17 protein-coding genes are annotated in these 20,349 nt (G+C 70.5%); 14 read left to right on the top strand and 3 right to left on the bottom strand.

Annotation, left to right across the window (positions count from 1 at the left end; all coding sequences use genetic code 11):
- Positions 1 to 3: 3 nt before the first annotated feature.
- The 13 genes from ABFX50_RS31905 to ABFX50_RS31845 all read left to right on the top strand — a co-directional run bounded on the left by ABFX50_RS31905 (position 4) and on the right by ABFX50_RS31845 (position 17,408).
- Complete coding sequence (locus ABFX50_RS31905) at positions 4 to 1,320, top strand: ABC transporter substrate-binding protein (protein ID WP_346151534.1); 1,317 nt, start codon at positions 4 to 6, stop codon at positions 1,318 to 1,320.
- 177 nt (positions 1,321 to 1,497) lie between these two features.
- Positions 1,498 to 2,394, top strand: a complete 897-nt coding sequence (locus ABFX50_RS31900; protein WP_346151532.1) for a carbohydrate ABC transporter permease — start codon at positions 1,498 to 1,500, stop codon at positions 2,392 to 2,394.
- Positions 2,391 to 3,224, top strand: a complete 834-nt coding sequence (locus ABFX50_RS31895; protein WP_221241141.1) for a carbohydrate ABC transporter permease — start codon at positions 2,391 to 2,393, stop codon at positions 3,222 to 3,224. The genes ABFX50_RS31900 and ABFX50_RS31895 overlap by 4 nt, the downstream gene beginning before the upstream one ends.
- Positions 3,225 to 3,244: 20 nt before the next feature.
- Positions 3,245 to 4,228: a hydroxyacid dehydrogenase gene (locus ABFX50_RS31890; RefSeq protein ID WP_346151529.1), complete on the top strand. Its 984-nt coding sequence runs from the start codon at positions 3,245 to 3,247 to the stop codon at positions 4,226 to 4,228.
- 96 nt (positions 4,229 to 4,324) lie between these two features.
- A complete protein-coding gene (locus ABFX50_RS31885; RefSeq protein ID WP_346151527.1) occupies positions 4,325 to 7,177 on the top strand; it encodes a polysaccharide lyase family 8 super-sandwich domain-containing protein in 2,853 nt (950 codons plus the stop codon).
- A gap of 21 nt (positions 7,178 to 7,198) precedes the next feature.
- The gene (locus tag ABFX50_RS31880; RefSeq protein ID WP_346151525.1) at positions 7,199 to 9,292 is read left to right on the top strand and encodes a right-handed parallel beta-helix repeat-containing protein; all 2,094 of its coding nucleotides are present in this window, start codon (positions 7,199 to 7,201) and stop codon (positions 9,290 to 9,292) included.
- Positions 9,293 to 9,350: 58 nt separating this feature from the next.
- Positions 9,351 to 10,100, top strand: a complete 750-nt coding sequence (locus tag ABFX50_RS31875; protein ID WP_346151523.1) for a hypothetical protein — start codon at positions 9,351 to 9,353, stop codon at positions 10,098 to 10,100.
- Complete coding sequence (locus ABFX50_RS31870; protein WP_346151521.1) at positions 10,069 to 10,806, top strand: hypothetical protein; 738 nt, start codon at positions 10,069 to 10,071, stop codon at positions 10,804 to 10,806. The genes ABFX50_RS31875 and ABFX50_RS31870 overlap by 32 nt, the downstream gene beginning before the upstream one ends.
- A gap of 4 nt (positions 10,807 to 10,810) precedes the next feature.
- Positions 10,811 to 11,494 (top strand): nucleotidyl transferase AbiEii/AbiGii toxin family protein, encoded by a 684-nt coding sequence (locus ABFX50_RS31865; RefSeq protein ID WP_183648857.1) that lies wholly within the window; start codon positions 10,811 to 10,813, stop codon positions 11,492 to 11,494.
- A 170-nt stretch (positions 11,495 to 11,664) separates the two neighbouring features.
- The gene (locus ABFX50_RS31860; protein ID WP_346151518.1) at positions 11,665 to 13,386 is read left to right on the top strand and encodes an ABC transporter ATP-binding protein; all 1,722 of its coding nucleotides are present in this window, start codon (positions 11,665 to 11,667) and stop codon (positions 13,384 to 13,386) included.
- Positions 13,387 to 13,779: 393 nt separating this feature from the next.
- Complete coding sequence (locus ABFX50_RS31855) at positions 13,780 to 14,775, top strand: winged helix-turn-helix domain-containing protein (RefSeq protein WP_346151516.1); 996 nt, start codon at positions 13,780 to 13,782, stop codon at positions 14,773 to 14,775.
- Between the two features lie 95 nt (positions 14,776 to 14,870).
- Positions 14,871 to 16,520: a urocanate hydratase gene (hutU, locus tag ABFX50_RS31850; protein ID WP_183648848.1), complete on the top strand. Its 1,650-nt coding sequence runs from the start codon at positions 14,871 to 14,873 to the stop codon at positions 16,518 to 16,520.
- Positions 16,521 to 16,592: 72 nt separating this feature from the next.
- Positions 16,593 to 17,408, top strand: a complete 816-nt coding sequence (locus ABFX50_RS31845; RefSeq protein ID WP_183648846.1) for a MurR/RpiR family transcriptional regulator — start codon at positions 16,593 to 16,595, stop codon at positions 17,406 to 17,408.
- On the opposite strand, the gene ABFX50_RS31840 is transcribed toward ABFX50_RS31845, so the two are convergent.
- The 3 genes from ABFX50_RS31840 to ABFX50_RS31830 are packed head-to-tail and all read right to left on the bottom strand — an operon-like array spanning position 17,388 to position 19,617.
- The gene (locus ABFX50_RS31840) at positions 17,388 to 18,137 is read right to left on the bottom strand and encodes an ABC transporter permease (protein WP_183648843.1); all 750 of its coding nucleotides are present in this window, start codon (positions 18,135 to 18,137) and stop codon (positions 17,388 to 17,390) included. The genes ABFX50_RS31845 and ABFX50_RS31840 overlap by 21 nt on opposite strands.
- On the bottom strand, positions 18,134 to 19,087 hold the full coding sequence (locus ABFX50_RS31835; RefSeq protein WP_346151512.1) for an ATP-binding cassette domain-containing protein: 954 nt from the start codon (positions 19,085 to 19,087) through the stop codon (positions 18,134 to 18,136). Before ABFX50_RS31835 ends, ABFX50_RS31840 begins: the two co-directional genes overlap by 4 nt.
- Positions 19,087 to 19,617 (bottom strand): PadR family transcriptional regulator, encoded by a 531-nt coding sequence (locus ABFX50_RS31830; protein ID WP_346151510.1) that lies wholly within the window; start codon positions 19,615 to 19,617, stop codon positions 19,087 to 19,089. The genes ABFX50_RS31835 and ABFX50_RS31830 overlap by 1 nt, the downstream gene beginning before the upstream one ends.
- A gap of 54 nt (positions 19,618 to 19,671) precedes the next feature.
- Between ABFX50_RS31830 and ABFX50_RS31825 the strand changes: the two genes are divergently transcribed.
- Positions 19,672 to 20,349, top strand: coding sequence for an SDR family oxidoreductase (locus tag ABFX50_RS31825; protein WP_346151508.1), 678 nt, complete (start codon positions 19,672 to 19,674; stop codon positions 20,347 to 20,349).

Below are 20,349 nucleotides of genomic sequence, written 5' to 3'. Positions count from 1 at the left end.
ATCATGGAACGCAAGCGCGCCGCCGCCGGCATCTCCGGGATGCTGGCCGGCATCACCCTGCTCGCGGCCTGTGGGGGCGGCGGCAGCGAACCAACCGCCCCCGCGGCCGAGGGTGGCAAGCCCGCGGAGGTCACCTTCTGGGGTTGGGCCAAGGGCACCCAGGAGGTCGTCGACGCCTTCAACAAGTCGCACAAGGACATCCAGATCAGGTTCGAGGAGATCCCCTCGGGCAACGCGGGCGGCTACGCGAAGTTCTCCAACGCCGTGAAGGCGGGCAACGCCCCCGACGTGATGTCCATCGAGTACCCGCAGCTTCCCGACTTCGTCAACCAGGGCGCGCTGCAGGACATCACCGCCGAGGTCGCCGACGTCAAGGGCAAGTACCCCGCCAGCGTCTTCAGCCTCGTCGAGCTCGGCGGCAGGACCTGGTCGGTGCCCATGGACGCGGCGCCGCAGGTCTTCTTCTACCGCAAGGACCTGTTCGAGAAGAACAAGATCGAGGTCCCGAAGACCTGGGACGACTTCAAGGCCGCCGCCGAGAAGGTCAAGAAGGCCTCCGACAAGGCGCGCATCGCCACCTTCTTCCCCGACGACCCGAGCGTCATCGCCGCCCTCGCCTGGCAGGCGGGCGGCAAGTGGTTCGGCACCGAGGGCGACGCGTGGAAGGTCGCCATCAACGACGAGGCCACCAGGAAGGTCGCCGACTACTGGCAGGGCCTGGTCAAGGACGACCTCGTCAAGGTGCAGCCCTCCTTCAGCCAGGAGTGGAACGCCGCCTTCGAGGACGACACCCTCTGGGGTTACGTCGGCGCCAACTGGGGCGCGGGCGTCATGAAGGGCAACCACGCGGGCCAGAGCGGCAAGTGGGCCATCGCGCCGATCCCGAACTGGGGCACCCCCGCCAGCGGCATGCTCGGCGGCACCACGTTCGGCGTCGCCAAGAACAGCAAGAACGCCAAGGCGGCGGTCGAGGTCATCAAGTGGCTGACCGGCTCACCCGAGGCGTGGACGGCCAGGCTGTCGTCCGGCACCTCCAGCGGCTTCCCCGCGATCGCGGACCTGGTGCCGGTGGCGGCCAAGAGCTTCGACGCCTCCTTCTACGGCGGGCAGGACATCTACGCGCTGTTCACCGAGTCGTACGGGACCATCCAGCCGGGCTGGACGTGGGGGCCGAGCATGGTGCAGACGCTCACCGCCTTCAAGGACGCCCTCGGCAAGGTGAGCACCGGCGGCACCACGCTGCCCGAGGTGCTGGAGACGGTGCAGACGGCGACGGTGAACGAGATCAAGGGGCGCGGGCTGAACGTGGCCCAGCCGTAGCCCCCGCCCCCACCCGCCCGCTCTCCGTGAGCGGGGCGGGGTTCCTTCGAGGAGCGAACGGGTGGCCCTCCCCTGCGAAGGGGCGGGCCGGGTCCGGCGGCCGGCTCCCTGCGGGGAGCGGGGCCCGAGGTGACGGCGGTGCGGTACGGCGGGCCGTAACAGATCGGAGAGATGGAGATGACAGCAGACACACAGGCGCGAGCCCCAGGGGACGCCTGGCGCAGGCGGGGAGCGATCGTGCTCTTCGTCGGCCCGTTCTTCGCCCTGTTCGCGGCGGTCATCGTGGCCCCCCTGGCCTACGCCGTCTACCTGAGCCTGTTCAGCGAGAAGTCGTCGGGACTCGGGTTCGGCGGCGCCGAGACGGTTTTCGTCGGCCTCGGCAACTACCTCGACACGCTCGCGGACCGGGCCTTCACCGACGGCTTCCTGATCATCCTCGGGTACTGCCTGTTCTACATCCCGCTCATGATCGGCGGGGCGCTCGGCCTGGCCCTGCTGCTGGACTCCGGCCTGGCAAGGGCGAAGAGGTTCTTCCAGCTGGCGCTGTTCATGCCGCACATCGTGCCGGGCGTGATCGCCGGGCTGATCTGGCTCTACCTCTACCTGCCCGGCATCAGCCCCATCGTGGACCTGCTCGGCGGCGTCAACTTCCTCGGCGGCGACCAGGTGCTCGGCTCGGTGGTCAACATCGCGCTGTGGGAGTGGGTCGGCTACAACATGATCATCTACTTCGCCGCCCTCCAGGCCATCCCCGCCGAGGTGCTGGAGGCGGCGCGGATGGACGGCGCCGGTGCGATCAGGACCGCCCTGTCGGTGAAGGTGCCGCTGATCCGCGGCGCGGTGATCACCACAGTCCTGTTCACGATCATCGGCTCGCTGCAGCTGTTCACCGAGCCCATGGTGCTCGACAACGTCAGCGACGGCATCGTCAGCACCTGGACGCCGAACATGTACGCCTACAACGAGGCTTTCGGAAACAACGACTACGGCCAGGCGGGCGCCGCCTCGATCATCCTCGCGCTGCTGGCCGCCGTGCTCTCCTACGTCGTCACCAGGTGGGGTAACCGTCGATGAAGTGGATGTCGCGCGCGACGGTCAACATCCTGCTGACCGTCGCCACCCTCTACACGCTGCTGCCGCTGACGTGGCTGCTGTTCGCCTCGACCAAGTCGCTGTCGGACCTCTACTCCACGCCCGGCTTCGCCTTCGCCGACTTCAACCTGATCGCCAACATCCGGGCGGTCAGCGCGGAGAACGGCGGGATCTTCTTCCGCTGGTATCTCAACAGCGTCCTGTACGCCGGCGTGGGCGCGGCGGTGAGCTCCTTCATCACCATCATGTGCGGCTACGCCTTCGACAAGTACCAGTGGCTCGGCAAGGAGAAGATGTTCGGCCTGGTGCTGCTCGGCGTGCTGGTGCCGACCACCGCCACGGCGCTGCCGCTGTACCTGCTGGCCTCGAAGGTGGGCGTGGTCAACACCTTCTGGGCGGTCTTCATCCCCGTGCTGGTCCACCCCTTCGGCGTCTACCTGGCGCGCGTCCTGTCGTCGGGGTACGTGCCCGGCGAGGTGCTGGAGGCGGCCAGGTCGGACGGCGCGGGCGAGATCCGCACCTTCACCAGGGTCGCGCTGCCGATGCTGATGCCGGCCTTCGTGACGATCTTCCTGTTCCAGTTCACCGCGATCTGGAACAACTTCTTCCTGCCCCTGGTGATGCTCAACGACCAGAAGCTGTACCCGCTCAGCCTCGGCCTGTTCACCTGGGAGAAGCAGGGCAACGCCTTCCCCGAGTTCCACAGCCTGGTGATCACCGGGTCGCTGCTGTCGGTGGTGCCGCTGCTGGTGGTCTTCATGTCGCTGCAGCGCTTCTGGAAGGCCGGGATGACGGCGGGCAGCGTCAAGTGAACGAGTTTTCGGGGGAGAACGTGAGAAGGCCCAAGACCCTGGTCGCCATGGGCAGGCCCGTGGCGACCAGGCTGCTGAACGCCCAGGCGAGAAGCCGCCTGGCGATGATCGCCGATGTCGATCCTCACCTGGTGGTCGACGACTTCACCGGGGTGGACCTCTCGGCGGTGGAGGTGCTCTACACCTCGTGGGGCTGCCCGCCGGTGACCGCTGAGGTGCTGGCCTCGGCTCCGCGACTGCGGGCCATCGTGCACGCTGCGGGGTCGGTGAAGCACCACGTGACCGACGCGGTGTGGCAGCGCGGCATCGCGGTCTCCACGGCCGCCGACGCCAACGCCGAGCCGGTCGCGGAGTTCACGCTCGCCTCCATCCTCTACGCCAACAAGCGGGTCATCGACATCGCCCGCGCCTACAGGTCCGGGCGAGAGAACCAGGACTGGGACGCCCGGTTCCCCGGCTTCGGCAACTACCGCCGCACGGTCGGGATCGTCGGCGCCTCCAGGATCGGCCGCAGGGTGATCGAGCTGCTGCGCCCCTTCGACGTGGAGGTGCTGGTCAGCGACCCGTACCTGCGCGAGGACCTCGGCGCTACCAGGGTGGACCTGGACGAGCTGGTCACCCGCTGCGACGTGGTCAGCCTGCACGCGCCCGACCTGCCCGAGACCCACCACCTCATGGACGCCGCCCGCCTGGCGGGGATGCGCGACGGCGCCACCCTGATCAACACCGCCCGCGCCGCGCTGGTCGACCAGGACGCGCTGACCGCCGAGCTGGTCTCAGGGCGGCTCTACGCGATCCTCGACCACACCGAGCCGGAGATCCTGCCGGCCAGCTCACCCCTGTACGACCTGCCGAACGTCCTGGTCACCCCGCACATCGCCGGATCGCTCGGCGGTGAGCTGGCCAGGATGGCCGATCTCGCCCTCGACGAGCTGGCCCGTTACGCGCGCGGACTGCCGTTCGAGCACGGCGTGGAGCCCACGAGCCTGTCCCGCTCCGCCTGACCCCCGCCCGACCGACTCCCGCCCATCCGACACCCCCGGTCTGACACCTGACTGTCCGACACCTGCCCGTCTGACACCCGCCCGGAGGCACCCCCAATGCTCCGACGTGCCCTGCTGTTAACGGTCGCCGCGGCGTCCGCCCTCTCGATGGCGGCCGTGCCCGCCGTCGCCGACCCCACCGCGTCCGCCGCGTCTCCCGAGTCCACAGCGCCTGCCGTCTCTCCGGCCGCGACGCAGGCCGCCCCCGACTTCGCCGCGCCGGTGCTGCGCTACCGCGAACTGCTGACCGGTGGCGCGGACGTGGATCCCGCCGACCCCGCCTACGCCGCCGCGCTCGCCCGCCTCGACGCCGAGGCCGACGCCCACCTGGCCACCCTCACCCCGACGGGCTGGGCCGACCTGCAGGGCGCCGACGGCAACACCGTGCACGCCGTCGCGCTGCGCCTGCAGTCCATCTCGCTGGCCTACGCCACCGTCGGCTCCAGGAGGTACGGCGACGCTGAGACCGCCGCCTCGGTGGTGCGCGCGCTGACCTGGATGCACGCCGAGCGCTACCGCCCAGGCAAGCCCGAGACGGGCAACTGGTACGGCTGGGAGATCGGCGCGCCGAACTACCTGCTGCACAACCTGGTGCTGCTCGGCGAGGCCGTGCCCGCCGAGCTGCGCGCGGGCCTGCTGGACGCGATCGGTCACTTCGTCCCCGATCCCGCCAGGCGCAAGGTCTCGGGCGTGCCCGAGGTCGGCGGCAACCTCGCCGACAAGGTCTCCATCACCGTACGGCGCGGCCTGCTCTCGGGCGACGCCGCGGTCACGACGATGGGCCGCGACAAGCTCAGCCCCGTCTTCGACCACACCTCCAGCGGCGACGGCTGGTACCCCGACGGCTCGCTCGTCCAGCACTTCTACTTCGCCTACACCGGCGGGTACGGCAACGCGCTGCTCGGCAGCACCGCCACCGTGTTCGCCCTGCTCGGCGGCACGCCGTGGGACCTGACCGACCCCGACAGAGGCAACGTCACGCGCTGGATCTTCGACGGCTTCGAGCCGGTGATGTTCCGCGGCCAGATGTTCGCCAACGTGCGGGGCAGGGCCATCTCCAGGCCGCACGACAACGACTACTCGGTGACGCGCTCGGCCCTGGCCGCCATGACCGTGCTGGCCGAGGCCGCCTCGCCCGACGACAGGCGGCGCATCGCCGCCCTGGTGGCCGAGCACGCGGCCACCGGCGGCTTCTACGACACCGCCACCGTCGGGCAGATCGCTTCGGCCAGGCGGCTGACCGGCGGCGTGCCCCCGCGCGGCGACCTGACGCTCACCAAGGTCTACGCGGGAATGGACCGCTTCGTCCACCACCGCCCCGGCTACGCGTTCACGGTGGCGGGCCGCAGCAGCCGCGTCGGAGCCTACGAGGCGGGCAACAACGAGAACCTCAGGGGCTGGTACACCGGCGACGGCATGACCATGCTCTACAACGCCGACAGGACGCAGTACACCGACGGCTTCTGGCCCACCGTCGACTCCTACCGCCTGCCCGGCGTCACCAACGCCACCCGGGAGAGCTACCCGCGCACGGCGAAGGACACCGCCTGGTACGGCTTCCGCCAGAGCGACCCTCACACCGGCGGCGTCGCGCTCGGCGACCTGTCAGCCTTCGGCATGCGCACCCAGGCCGAGCGCGACTACCACAGCAGGCAGCCCATCGACCTGACCGCCCGCAAGTCGTGGTTCACCTTCGGCGACACGATCGTGGCGCTCGGCGCCGACATCAGCGCCTCCGACGTCGTCGCCCAGACGACCGTGGAGAACCGGATGAACCCCGGTGAGGTGCGGACCGGCGAGGGCTGGATGCACATCGAGGGCACGGGGGGCTACCTCTTCCCCGAGGGGATGCCGCAGTCCAGGCGCGAGAGCCGTACCGGCAGGTGGTCGGAGATCGGGGTCCACGCCTCCGACGAGATCACCCGCGAGTACGAGACGGTCTGGTTCGACCACGGCGCCGCGCCGAAGCAGGCCTCCTACGCCTACTACGTGCTGCCGGGAAGCAGCGCGGAGGAGACGGCGGAGCTGGCCGCCAGGCCGAAGGTGCGCATCGCCGACAACAGCGCGCAGGTGCAGTCGGCGATCGAGGAGCGCGGCGCGAACACCAGGCTCGCCGCCACCTTCTGGAGCTGCGCCACCGCCGCCTCCACGGTCAGGGCCTACGGCCCGGCCGAGGTCGCGATGCGGCAGGAGGGCTCGACGCTGGAGGTGGCCGTCTCCGACCCCACCTGGCGCCAGAGCCAGACGCTCGTGGAGATCGCCCGCACCGGCAGGGAGGTGATCAGCGCCGACCCCAGGGTCACGGTGCTGTCCACCTCGCCCACGATCAGGCTGGCCGTCGACACCGCCGGGGCGCTCGGCGCGGCGGTGACCGTCCAGGTGAAGGTGCGGCCGACCGCGCGGCCCCCGCTGGCGGGGGCCGGCTGCGAGGGCAGCAGGGTGCGGCCCGACGCCGACGCCTACGCGCGCGGCGGCGCCTACGCGGGCAGGAACTTCAACGGCCAGGGACTGGTCGCCAAGACGGTCGCCGACCAGAGCTACGCCCGGCAGTCCTTCCTGCGTTTCGCCAGGCCGGAGGGAGAGATCAGCCTCGCCAGGCTGTGGCTGCGCGGCGCGATCGCCGACGCGGGAGGCACCAGCACCACGCTCACCCTCTACGAGGCGCCCGCAGGGTGGGAGGAGTCGACGCTCACCTGGGCCGGCAGGCCCGCGCTCGGCAGGGCGATCGGCGAGGTGACCATCACGGGCTCCACCCCCGCCTGGTACTCCATCGACCTCACCGCGCACCTGCGCGCAGGCGGCTCGACCAGCTTCGCGCTCGCGGGCCCTCCAGGCGTGGCCACCACCCTCGCCGCCCAGTTCGCCGACAGGGAGACTCCGGACGGCGCGCCCTATCTGCAGGTGTTCTGACCCCCCTCCGAGAGAGAGAACATGCGCATCAGACAACGACTGGCTCTGGTCGGGGCGCTCGTCGCCCTGAGCGGCGGACTGGCGGCCCCCGCCTACGCCGCCCCCGCCCGCACCTTCTTCGTCGACTGCCAGGCGTCGGACGGCGGTTCGGGGCGCAGCGCCTCCGCTCCGCTCAACAGCCTCGCCGCGGTCAACGCGATCGAGCTGAGAGCCAAGGACAAGGTCAGGTTCAGGGCGGGCACGGTCTGCGCCGGAAGGCTGGAGCCGATCGGCTCGGGCAGCGCCGAGCACCCGATCACCTTCACCTCCTACGGCGAGGGCCCCAAGCCGATCATCCAGGGCGACGGCGGCGAGTGGGCCGTCCACCTGGTCGACAACAGCTACCTCACCATCGAGAAGCTGCACATCACCAACCCCGCGCCGGCGACCGCCAAGCGGACCGGCATCCAGTACAACTCGACCACGCCCGCGCCCAAGGCCGGGCTCGTCCTGCGCGACCTGGAGATCTCCGACGTCGCGGGCTGGGGCAACAAGACCGGCGCCAACTCCGCCTGGTTCGCCTACTCCGCGGGCATCAGCATCCAGGCGCTGCCCGAGGGCAAGGTCGGCTACCTCGACGGCATCACCATCACGGGCAACTACATCCACGACACGGGCGGCGGCGGCATCAAGATCAGCCGCAAGGGCACCGACTACCACAAGAACGTCTACATCGCCCGCAACACCATCCGCGAGGTCGGCGGCGACGGCATCGTCGTCCATGCCTCGGACAAGCCGCTGATCGAGCACAACCTGTTCGACGAGGGCGGCGCGGGCAAGTACCCCTACGTCGACGGCAACTTCGCCGGTATGTGGCCGATCAACTCGGTCGACCCCGTCTTCCAGTACAACGAGGTCACCAGGCAGCGGCCGACGATCTACGACTCCACCGCGTGGGACTGCGACGGCGGCATCAAGGGCTCCTGCGTCTACCAGTACAACTACTCCCACGACAACGCGGGCGGCTTCTACCTGGGCTGCCAGAGCTGCACCGAGTTCCCGAACCACAAGGCGACCGCCATCCTGCGCTTCAACATCGCCCAGGACGACTGCCGTATCGCGGGCAACGCCGCGGGCGACAACACCAGCCCGCTGTGGATCCACAACAACACCTTCTTCTGCTCCTCGCAGAAGGTGGACTGGGCGGTGCCGACCGGCAGGTCCACGATCGCCAACAACATCATCTACGCGCCCTCGGGCACCCTGCCGCAGGCCGCGGGCATCACCTACGACTCGAATCTCTACTACGGCGGCGTGAGCGCGCCCGCCTCCGACGCCAGGGCGATCACCGCCGACCCGGGGCTGGCCGCTCCCGGCACCGCCACCGGCTACGGCGACGTCGAGGGCTACAAGCTGCTGGCGGGCTCGCCCGCCCTCGGCTCCGGCTCCCTGGTGGAGGGCGTGGGCGAGCGTGACTACTTCGGCAACCCGGTCTCGGGCTCCGTCTCGCGCGGCGCCTACAACGGGCCCGCCGTGCCGCCGGTCGTCCACGACTCGATCGAGAAGGCCTACAACAACGTCGGCGTCAGCTCCGACCTCAACCCCAACACCGGCGGCTTCTCGACCTCGGGACGCAGCTACTCCGGCCAGGGGCTGGAGAAGGCCGGCCTGGTGCCAGGCAGGACGGTGCACGTGCTCGGCGCCGACTTCGTGTGGCACCCCCGCGCGTACGGCTGGACCGACAACGTCAAGGCCGCGGGCCAGACGATCAGGCTGGAGGGCCAGGGCGCCAAGCTGGTGTTCCTGGGCGCGGGCGGCTTCAAGGTCAGGTCGGGCGACTTCACCGTCACCTACACCGACGGCACGAAGCAGACCAGCACTGTCCTGTTCGGCGACCAGTGGGACGCGACCGCGCCCGCGGGCGGCGTCGTGGTGGCGCGCGCGACCTACCACAACCGCACGCAGACCTCCTACAGGAACCCGGCCACCGGGCAGACGACCGAGTCGGGCGTGTCGGTGTTCGGCTACGCGGTGCCGCTCGACCCCGCCAAGACGGTCGCCACGGTGACCTTCCCGCAGGGCAGCCCGCTGGCCGACGCCGGTTTCCACGTGTTCGACATGAAGATCGCGAGCTGATCCGATGAGGAGCGCCCCGCCCAGGACGTCCGGGACCGCTTTCCGCAGGAGCGGGCTCGTGTGGATCGGCGCGGCGGTCGCGACCGCCGCTGTGGTCCTGGGCGTGGCGCTGTTCCACGGCGGTCCTTCCGCCGAGGAGCCCCAGGGCCTGCCGGCCTCGGCCTCCGTCGCGGAGGTCCTGGCCGTCGGGCCAGGCGACATCGTCACCACGTTCGAAGGCGAGCCGGTGACGGGGGCCGAGGTGCTGCGCGCGGCCGAGAGCGTCCGCGCCGAGGTCATCTCCACCTTCACCCGGTACGGCACGCCGCTCGGCCCCGGTTTCTGGGACCGCCCCCACGACGGCGTCACCCCTCGCCACCGGCTGAGGGAGCGGGCCGTCGGCGCCGCCGTGCTCGACAAGGCCAGAAGGGTGTGGGCGCGGGAGGCGGGCCTGCTGACCGACGTCAGCGAGCAGGGCTTCCAGCGCGAGCTTGCCCAGGAGAACGGCGAGCGGGCCGCCGCGGCGGCAGGGGGCAGGCCGCTGCCCGGCGTGCCCTCCTACGACGAGCACACCTACGCGCGGGTGCGGGCGGCCGAACTCGACTCCGCGCTCAGCAAGATCTACGCCGGCGGACTCGATCTCTCGGAGGCGCGGCTGCGCGAGCAGTACAGGATCATGGCAGGTCAGGGCGCGCCGCCGTTCGAGAAGGCCCGCGACAACGTGCGACAGGCGCTCGTCCTGCGGGAGTATCGCACGGCGCTCGGGACCCGTGCTGGGTACCCTGGCATACACGTACATGGGGGACTGGATACAGACACGCATCGTTGAATCGGGACGGCTGCCGCTGTTCTGCTTCTTCGTCGCGCTCATCGTCACCTTCGTCGCCACCCGCATCAACGTCAGGCTCATCCGCGCCAAGGTCGGCTGGTTCCGCAACATCAGCGTCGGCGAGATGCACATCCACCACGTGGTCTTCGGTGTGGTGCTCATGCTGGTCGGCGGGGTCAGCGGCCTGGTCGCCTCGGGCTCGGCGGTGGCGGCCGCCGTCTTCGGCATCGGCGCGGCCCTCGTGCTCGACGAGTTCGCGCTCATCCTCCACCTGCACGACGTGTACTGGGAGGAGGAGGGGCGCACCTCCGTCGACGCCGTCTTCGTGGCCATCGCGGTCACCGGGCTGCTGTTGACCGGTCTGCGCCCCCTGACCTGGGAGTTCGGCACGTTCGCGCCGTGGTGGCTGCTGCTGGGCAACCTGATGCTCGCGGTGGTCACGCTGCTCAAGGGCAAGATCTGGACGGGTCTGGCCGGTCTGTTCCTGCCGCCGCTGCTGATCGTCGGCGCGATACGGCTGGCCAGGCCGGGCTCGCCTTGGGCGCACTGGTTCTTCGCCACCAGGTCCCCGCGCAAGATGGCCACCGCGCTGCGCCGCGAGGAGCGCTGGAGACGGCCGGTGATCAGGGTGAAGATCGCGGTCCAGGAGTTCGTCTCGGGGCGGCACGACCTGCCCTCGACGCGGAAGCGGCGTGGCCATAATTGAGGGCATGAGCCTGTTTCCGCCGTTCCACGCACGGCTCGTCGAGGCGACAGAGGGCGTGCGCGAGCGTCACGGCCTGCTGCTGGCGGGCGGATACGCGCTGCGCGCCCACGGGCTCACCGCCAGGCCGAGCCGTGATCTCGTCTTCGCGACGGCGGTCCAGACCCCGATGCCCGAGATCGCCGCGGATGTCGCCGCCGCGCTGCACGACGCCTTCCCTGTGAGCGTGCGCGAGGTGGGCGAGCGCATGGCGCGCCTGGTCGTCACGGACGAGGCGGGCGACCTCACGAGCGGGTTCGAGCTGCTCAGGGAGGCGCTCAGGAACCGTCCCGAGCGGCTGGAGGGCTGCCAGGTCGTCGGGCAGGACGACGCGGTCGGGCTCAAGGTGCGCGCCCTGCACGGACGCGGCCTGCCCAAGGACTTCGTCGACGTCGCCGCGGCCGCTGACCTCTACTCCTTCCGCGAGCTGGAGCGGCTGGGGGCAGCCCACGAGGAGCAGTGGCGGCTCGAGGAGCTCGTCCACCGGCTCGAGAGCGTGGACCTGCTGGCCGACGAGGCCTTCGAGGTCGACGAAGACCATCTCCATGACATCAGGCGCTTCGCCTACGCGTGGGTGGAGGAGATCAAGCTGCGCCGCGCCGACGACGGCGACACCGAGCGCGACGACCCGGACGTCCCCGTCGTCGACTGAACCACCCCAGCGTCAACTCTAGTTGACATACTTTGGTCGTCAATTTAGGTTGACGGGTGCGGATCTCGCTCGCTCGCACGTTGCAGAATCAGGGGAATGTGGGTGATCTCCCCGAGTGCGGGCGGCTGAGCCGTCACACACGATGTCAAGGTGACGCGGACGGAGACACAGTGAGCGGCGAGTCATCCCTCAAGGTCCTGGCGGCCTATGTCAAGCCTCACAGAGGCATTCTGGTCGCGGGCGGTCTGCTGGGGCTGGTCGGCTCGGCCGCGGGCCTGGCGATGCCGCTGCTGGCCAAGTACGTGGTGGACGCCTTCGGCGAGAACAGCTCCATGGCGGGGCCGTTACTCGGGCTGACGATCGCCGTGCTGGTCGGCGCGGTCGTCTCGGCGGGCGGCACGTACCTGATGGAGCGCACGGGCGAGGGCATCGTGCTCGGCGCCAGGCGCAGGCTCGTCGACAGGATGCTCAGGCTGAAGGTCGCCGACGTCGACCGGTTGAAGCCGGGCGACCTGCTGTCCAGGGTCACCGGCGACACGACGCTGCTGCGGTCGGTGCTGACCAACGGCATCGTCGACTCGATCGGCGCGGTGTTCATGCTCGTCGGCGCGATCGTGATGATGGCGCTGATGGACGGCGTGCTGCTGCTGGTCACCCTGCTGGTCGTGGTCGTGATCGGCGGCATGACCGCGCTGGTCATGCCGCGCATCCAGAAGGCCCAGCACCAGGCGCAGGAGGCCGTCGGCGAGATGGGCGCGGTGCTCGACAGGGCGCTGCAGGCCTTCCGCACGGTCAAGGCGAGCGGCGCGGAGGAGCGTGAGGTCGAGGTCGTCGGGGCGGCGGCCGAACAGGCTCGCGACAGAGGGCTGCAGGTGGCGGGGTGGACCTCGCTGGCAGGGGTCTCGACCTGGATGGCGGTGCAGATCGCCTTCCTGTGCGTGCTGGCCGTCGGCGGCGCCAGGGTCGCCTCCGGCGCGCTGGAGGTCTCGGGCCTGATCGCCTTCCTGCTGTACCTGTTCTACCTGGTCGCCCCCATCGGGCAGCTGGTCGAGGGCGCGGTGCAGTTGCAGAACGGCCTGGCCGCGCTCAGGCGCATCCGCGAGATCGAGGACCTTCCCGGCGAGCCCGTCAGCCTCGCCGCGCCGGTCGGCAGCGACCCCGTGGGCGTGCGCTTCGAGGACGTGGTGTTCAGGTACGGCGAGGACCGCGCCCCCGTCCACGACGGGGTGAGCTTCGAGGTGCCGCCGGGCGGGCTGACCGCGCTCGTGGGGCCGTCGGGAGCGGGCAAGTCCACGGTGTTCGCGCTGATCGAGCGTTTCTACGAGCACCAGGAGGGGCTGATCACGGTCGGCGGCAGGGACATCCGCGACTGGCCGCTCGGCGAGCTGCGCGCCACGCTCGGCTACGTCGAGCAGGACGCGCCCGTGCTGGCGGGGACGCTGCGCGAGAACCTGCTGTTCGCCGCGCCCGAGGCCACCGAGGAGGACCTGCGAAGGGCGCTGACCCGCACCCGCCTCGACGACCTCGTCTCCAGGCTCCCCGAGGGGCTGGAGACGGCGGTCGGCCACAGGGGCGTGCTGCTGTCGGGCGGCGAAAGGCAGCGCGTGGCGATCGCCAGGGCGCTGCTGCGCAGGCCGAGGCTGCTGCTGCTCGACGAGGCCACCTCGCAGCTGGACGCGGTCAACGAGCTGCGGCTGCGCGAGGTCATCGCCGAGGTGGCGGCGGAGACGACCGTGCTCGTGATCGCGCACCGCCTGTCGACGGTCACCAACGCCGACAGGATCGTGGTCATGGAGTCGGGCGGCGTGCGCGCCGTGGGAACGCACGAGGAGCTGGTGGGCGGGGACGACCTCTACCGCGAGCTGGCCGCCACGCAGTTCCTGGTCTCCTGACAAGCCCTGACAGGCACTTTGCTGCGTTTGTCCCAAGGGCCGCGGCGTCTCCGCCTCGGCCGTCATCGAGCCGGGCAACGACGAGGCGGTCCGTGTGACGCCCAGCTTCCACTGCTGATCGGCCACCGGCGGGCCGGCGATCGGCGTCGTACGGTCTGCGCGACCCCGCGCGGGCCGTACGGCCGCTGGAGACTCCCCTGTCAATGCCTCCAGTTGCCGTTGTCCTTGACCGTGCGAACGCCCCCTCAGGCGAGATCAAGTCCAGCACTTCGCCGGGCGAAGTGTCATGCACTTTCGTCCTCACCCGAATGACGCAGCTATAGCGGCACATGTCGGACCGATATCAATGGCCCGTTCAGGCTTTTGCAAGCGCGCGCCGTAAGACTGCGCGACATGGCGGGCGGCATACTGCGCATCATCTTCACCAGTGACGATCTCGCGCGCGTGCGCGTGGCCTCCAGAGCGGACCCGATGTGGGAGATGGTGGCCAGCCTGCACAGATTCCAGGCCGGCGACGGAGGCGCGGAGATCGCGGGATGGCGGCGCAGGGCGCGCGCCAGGCTGGCCGAGGCGGGTCTCCTGCGCGACGTGCGCAGGCTGCTGGTGCCACTGGCGCCGCGCGCGGCCTACTTCCCCGACTTCCTCACCCCGATCGAGGCCCAGCAGGGCACGGACGACGGCATCCAGGCCATCCTCGACACACCGCGTACCAGGGTGCGGCGCGAGCTCGACCGGCTGCGCGCGGGACACGGCCTGCCCGCGCACCTGGAGGACCTGGCCCGTGACACGAGGGCCATGCGCCAGGTGGCGAACGTCGCGGCCGGCTACGTCCGGGTCGCGCTGGGCGAGCACTGGCCCGTCGTGGAGCGGACGGTCAGCCAGGACAGGGGCACCAGGGTCCGCCACCTGGCCGAGGGCGGCGTCGAGACCATGCTGAGCGGGCTGGGGCCGGCGATGCGCTGGCGGGCCCCGGTGCTGGAGGTCGACTACCCGGCGGGCGACAGGGAGTTGCGGCTGCGCGGGCGCGGGCTGACACTCATCCCCTCCTACTTCTGCAGGACCGCCCCCGTCGCGCTCGCCGACCAGAGCCTGCCACCCGTGCTGGTCTATCCGGTGCCGCGCAAGGACGTCCCTGAACGGGTGAACGAGGGTGACGCGCTGGCCGAGCTGCTGGGCAGGACCAGGGCCGAGGTGCTGCGGTGCGTGGCGCTGGCGCCCGGATGCAGCACCACGGAGCTGGCCAGGCGGGCGGGGGTGCCCGCTTCGAGCGCCAGCGAGCACGCGCGGGTGCTGCGGCAGGCGGGCCTCATCGCCAGCATCCGCCACGCCAATCTGATGCTTCACCAGGTGACCGAATCGGGCGACGGCCTCCTGCGCGGCTCCGGCTGACCGCGCCCGGCAGGGGAGGCGCCTTGGGGTGAGTGGCGGGTCGATGTACTCTTCGGGTGACATAGATGAATATGTTCATTCAGGAGGGATCAGGCATGAGCCGCACCGTGCGCGCGCCGCGAGGCACCACGCTCACCGCCAAGGGCTGGCCGCAGGAGGCCGCGCTCCGGATGCTCCAGAACAACCTGGACCCGGAAGTCGCCGAGCACCCCGAGCAGCTGGTCGTCTACGGCGGTTCCGGCAAGGCCGCGCGTGACTGGCCCTCGTTCGACGCGCTCGTCCGCACGCTCACCACGCTGGAGGGCGACGAGACCCTGCTCGTGCAGTCCGGCCGTCCCGTCGGCGTGTTCCGCACGCACGAGTGGGCCCCGCGCGTCCTCATCGCCAACTCCAACCTCGTCCCCGACTGGGCGAACTGGGAGGAGTTCCGCAGGCTGGAGGCGGCGGGCCTGACGATGTACGGCCAGATGACGGCCGGCTCCTGGATCTACATCGGCACGCAGGGCATCCTGCAGGGCACCTACGAGACCTTCGCCGCCGTCGCGGAGAAGAGGTTCGGCGGCTCCCTCGCCGGCACCATCACGCTGACCGCGGGGCTCGGCGGCATGGGCGGCGCCCAGCCGCTGGCCGTCACCATGAACGGCGGCGTCGCGATCTGCGTCGACTGCGACCCGCGCAGCGTCAAGCGCCGCATCGAGCACAGGTACCTCGACGTCGAGGCCAAGGACCTGGACGAGGCGCTCCGCCTGGCCTACGAGGCGCGCGACCAGCGCAGGCCGCTGTCGATCGGCGTGGTGGCCAACGCGGCGGAGGCGGTGCCCGACCTGCTGGCGCGCGGCGCGGAGATCGACATCGTGACCGACCAGACGTCGGCGCACGACCCGCTGATGTACCTGCCGATCGGCGTGGCCTTCGAGGACATGGCCACCGAGCGCGACAAGGACCCCGCCGCCTTCACGACCAGGGCGCGCGAGGCGATGGCCAAGCACGTCGAGGCCATGGTCGGGTTCAAGGACGCGGGGGCCGAGGTCTTCGACTACGGCAACTCCATCCGCGGCGAGGCGCAGCTGGCCGGCTACACCAGGGCCTTCGACTTCCCCGGCTTCGTGCCCGCCTACATCAGGCCGCTGTTCTGCGAGGGCAAGGGCCCGTTCCGCTGGGCCGCCCTCTCCGGCGACCCCGCCGACATCGCGGCCACCGACAGGGCCATCCTCGAGCTGTTCCCCGACAACGAGCCGCTGGCCAGGTGGATCCGCATGGCGGGGGAGAGGGTGCACTTCCAGGGGCTGCCCGCGCGCATCTGCTGGCTCGGCTACGGCGAGCGGCACCTGGCGGGCGAGCGCTTCAACGACATGGTGGCCTCGGGCGAGCTCCAGGCGCCCGTCGTGATCGGGCGCGACCACCTCGACTGCGGCTCGGTGGCCTCGCCGTACAGGGAGACCGAGGCGATGGCCGACGGGTCGGACGCCATCGCGGACTGGCCCCTGCTCAACGCGATGCTGAACACCGCGTCGGGCGCGGCGTGGGTCTCCATCCACCACGGCGGCGGCGTGGGCATCGGCCGTTCGATCCACGCGGGGCAGGTGACCGTCGCCGACGGCACCGCGCTGGCGGGCGAGAAGCTCAACAGGGTGCTCACCAACGATCCGGGCACCGGCGTCATGCGGCACGTCGACGCCGGCTACGACGAGGCGGCCGCGGTGGCCGACTCCCGTGGCGTCCGCATCCCGATGCGCGAGTCCTGAGCGCCGGTCTCGCCAGGCGAGACGTTCGCCGGGTGAGGGAAGGGGCGCCGGTGCCCAGGTGTTGGAGGTGACGTGAGGGACGGAATCGAAGGCCTGCTCGACGGCAGAAGATTGTCGCCCGTGCAGCGCCGCATCGCGCATTACCTGACCGATCACCTGGACGAGGCGATCTTCCTGTCCAGCGTCGAGCTGGCCGAGAGGGCCGGCGTGAGCCAGCCCTCGGTGACCAGGTTCGCCATGGTGCTCGGCTTCGCCGGCTATCCCGAGCTCAGGCAGGCGCTCCGCCCTCTCGTGCTGGGTGGCAGAGGAGAGGGCGGCAACCTGCTCAAGGGCGCCATCGACGACGAGATCCGCAACCTGACGCTGATCCGCGACCGCCTGGCGGGGCTGCCGCTCAAGGAGCTCGGCGAGTCGCTCGCGGCCACCGAGCCGCTTCCCGTGCTGGGGCTGAGGGTCTCGTCGGGGCTGGCCACCACGTTCGCCTACTTCGCCAGGCGCATCCACCCCGACGTCCGCCTCCTCGTGCACGGCGGCTCCGAGCTGATCGACGGGCTGCACGCGGCGAGGAGGGCGGGCGCCGAGTGGGTGGTGGCGGTGGTCCTGCCGCGGTACCCGGCCGAGGTCGTGCAGGCCCTCGACTACGCAGGAGAACTCGGCCTCAGAACGGCCGTGATCACCGACAGGCCGGGCTTCCCCGCCGACGTCGTGCTCGACGCGCCGGTCGGGGAGCGGCTGGTGTTCGACTCGCACGCCGCGCCCCTGGCCCTGGCCATGGCGCTGGTGGAGGCGATGGCCGACGCCGCGCCGCTGCGGACGCAGGCCAGGCTCGAGGAGTACGAGCGGATGACGGAGGAGACGAGGACGTTCCTAGCCGGCGAGCCTGCGTAGGGAGCGGACCGACCACGTCACGGTGAGCGCGGCCAGGGCGAGCATGACGCCGAAGGCCAGCGGGATGGACAGGTCGGTCAGCTCGCCGGCGAACAGCGCCCTGCCCGCCTCGACCGGGTGGTAGAAGGGCGTGAACCAGGAGATCCGCTCCAGCCAGTCGGGGCCGAGCGCCATGGGCAGCAGCGCGCCCGACAGCAGCATCAGGGGAAGGGCGAAGAACTGCATGATCTGCCCCATCGCGTTCTCGTCGCGCAGGCTGAGCGCCATGCCGTAGGCCACGCCGGAGGAGAACAGGCCGGTCACGCCCAGCAGGAGCAGCATGAGCACCAGCGCGAGCGGGCTGACGCGCAGCCCCATGGCGATGGCGATGAGGATGAACGCCAGCGACTGGATCATCAGGGAGACCACGTCGCGCAGCATCCTGCCGAGCACGATCGCCGGGCGCCAGGCGGGGCTGACCGCGATCCGCTCGAGCACGCCGCTGCGGATCTCGTAGATCGTGCCGTAGGCGACGCCCATCGAGCCGAACAGCGCGGTGATCACCAGCATGCCGGGCGCGAAGGAGACCAGCGCCTGGCCGAAGTCGCCGCCGAAGGCCATGCCCGCGTAGAGCGGGGCGAACAGCAGCAGGTACATCACCGGCTGCATGATGCCGAACAGCGGCCAGACGGGGTTGCGCAGGGTGTTCCTGACCTCGTGGCCGAAGAACAGCGAGGTGTCGCGGATCATGCGGCGGCTCCGGTGTCGCGCAGGGACCTGCCGGTCTTGGCCAGGAAGACGTCGTCGAGCGTGGCCCGCTCCATGGTGATCGAGCGCAGCGAGAGCCCGTCGGCCTCGAGCGTGCGCAGCAACGACGGCAGCGCGTGCTCGCCGTCGTCGACGTAGACCCGCAGCACGTCCTCGTCGACGCGGGTCCGCGCCACCAGGGGGGTGAGCACTTCGGCCGCGCGCTCGAGCCCGTCGAGCCTCAGCGTGACCACGTCACCCGAGACCGAGCGCTTGAGCTCGGCGGGGGTGCCCTCGGCGACGACCACGCCGTGGTCGACGATCGCCAGGCGGTCGCAGAGCGCGTCGGCCTCCTCCAGGTAGTGGGTGCTGAGCAGGACGCTGGTGCCCTGCTCGCGCAGCTCCTTGATGCGGTCCCAGAGGTTGGCGCGGTTCTGCGGGTCGAGACCCGTGGTCGGCTCGTCGAGGAAGAGCAGCGGGGGCGTGTGGACCAGGCCGAGGGCGATGGCGACGCGGCGCTTCTGCCCGCCCGACAACGTGCGGCCAGGCCGGTCGGCGATGTCCGACAGATCGAACTTCCCGAGGATCTCCTCGGCCGCCTTCGCGGGGTCGGGCACGTTGTAGATCCTGGCGGCGAAGACGATCTGGGCGCGGGCGGTGTTCTGCTCCTCCACCCCGCCGGCCTGGCTCACGTAGCCGAGCTTGCGGCGGATCTGGGCCGGCTCCTTGACCAGGTCGTGGCCGGCGATCACGGCCGTGCCGGCGTCGGGCGTGATGAGGGTGGCCAGCATGCGGATCGTGGTGGTCTTGCCCGCCCCGTTGGGGCCGAGCACGCCGTAGATCTCGCCGCTCTTCACCTCCAGGTCGACGCCCTTGACCGCCTCGACGGTCTGCGAGCCCTTCCTGCTCTTGGTGGTGAAGCTCTTCTTTAACCCTTGCGCACTGATGATCATCAGGGGAGGTCTCCTTCTTCGACCTTCTTGACGGCCTCCTCCACCCAGGCGAGCTGGGCGGCGAGCATGCCGCTGCTGAGACGTAGGTTCTCGTCGACGTGGCGGGGCGCGCCGAACGCCTGCTTGGAGCCGAGCGCCCTTTCGAGCATCGCGATCGACCTCTTGAGCTCGTCGGTCCTGAAGCGGAGGGCGCCGAGCAGATGCCCGCGATCCATCCTGTCCATGAAGGTCATGGCGACCTGGAAGGGATCGACGATCGGCCCGATCTCGTACCACAGCGACATGAGCAGGCGATGGAACTCGAAGCGCCCCGTGTCGTTGATGGCGTAGACGGTCTTGCCGCCCTTGCCGCTCTCGACCACGTCGAGCAGCCCTTCGTCGGCCATCTTGCTGAGGCCGTGGTAGATCGAGCCGAAGGCGACGTTGGCCCAGTTGTCCGCGCCCATGGTTTCGAGGCGCCGCCGTACCTGGTAGCCGTTGAGCGGCTCGTCGAGCAGCGTGCCGAGAATCAGAACCCGCGTAGTTGACACCCTTCAAGTTTGTATTCAAATTTGAGTGCCTGTCAATCGTCCTAGGCTGACCGCATGAAGACCGCACTGATCACAGGGGCGTCCAGAGGCGTCGGAGAGGCGATCGCGAGGGCGCTGGCGCCCACCCACCGCCTGATCCTCGGCGGGCGCGACAGGGCCGCGCTCGACAGGCTCGCCGCCGGCCTGCCCGACGCCAGGGCCTGGCCCGTCGAGCTGACGGAGGTCACGGCCGCCGACGTCGAGGGGATCGACCGGCTCGACGTGCTCGTGCACAGCGCGGGAGTGGTCACGCTCGGCAGCATCGCCGACACGCCCGCCGAGGTTTGGCGGCGGACCATGGAGATCAACCTGGTCGCGGTGGCCGAGCTGACCCGCCTGCTGCTTCCCGCCCTGCGCGCGGCGGGCGGCCACGTGCTGCTCATCAACTCAGGGGCGGGACTGCGCGCCAACCCGGCCTGGGTGTCCTACGCCGCCAGCAAGTTCGCCCTGCGCGCCTTCGCCGACGGCCTCCGACTGGAAGAGCCCTCGCTCAGGGTGACCAGCGTCTACCCGGGGCGGATCGCCACCGACATGCAGCGTGGCGTCAGGGAGCAGGAGGGCGGGGAGTTCGAGCCGTCGAAGTACCTGGAGCCCGACACCGTGGCGCGGGCGGTGCTCGCGGCCGTGCTGGCGGGCCCCAACGCCCACCTGACCGAGCTCACCCTCCGCCCGAGCGAGGGCCCGGTCTCGTAG

The organism is Nonomuraea recticatena (assembly GCF_039533245.1).
Classification (GTDB): Bacteria; Actinomycetota; Actinomycetes; order Streptosporangiales; family Streptosporangiaceae; genus Nonomuraea; species Nonomuraea roseola.
This window is presented reverse-complemented; position numbering and strand designations above follow the sequence as displayed.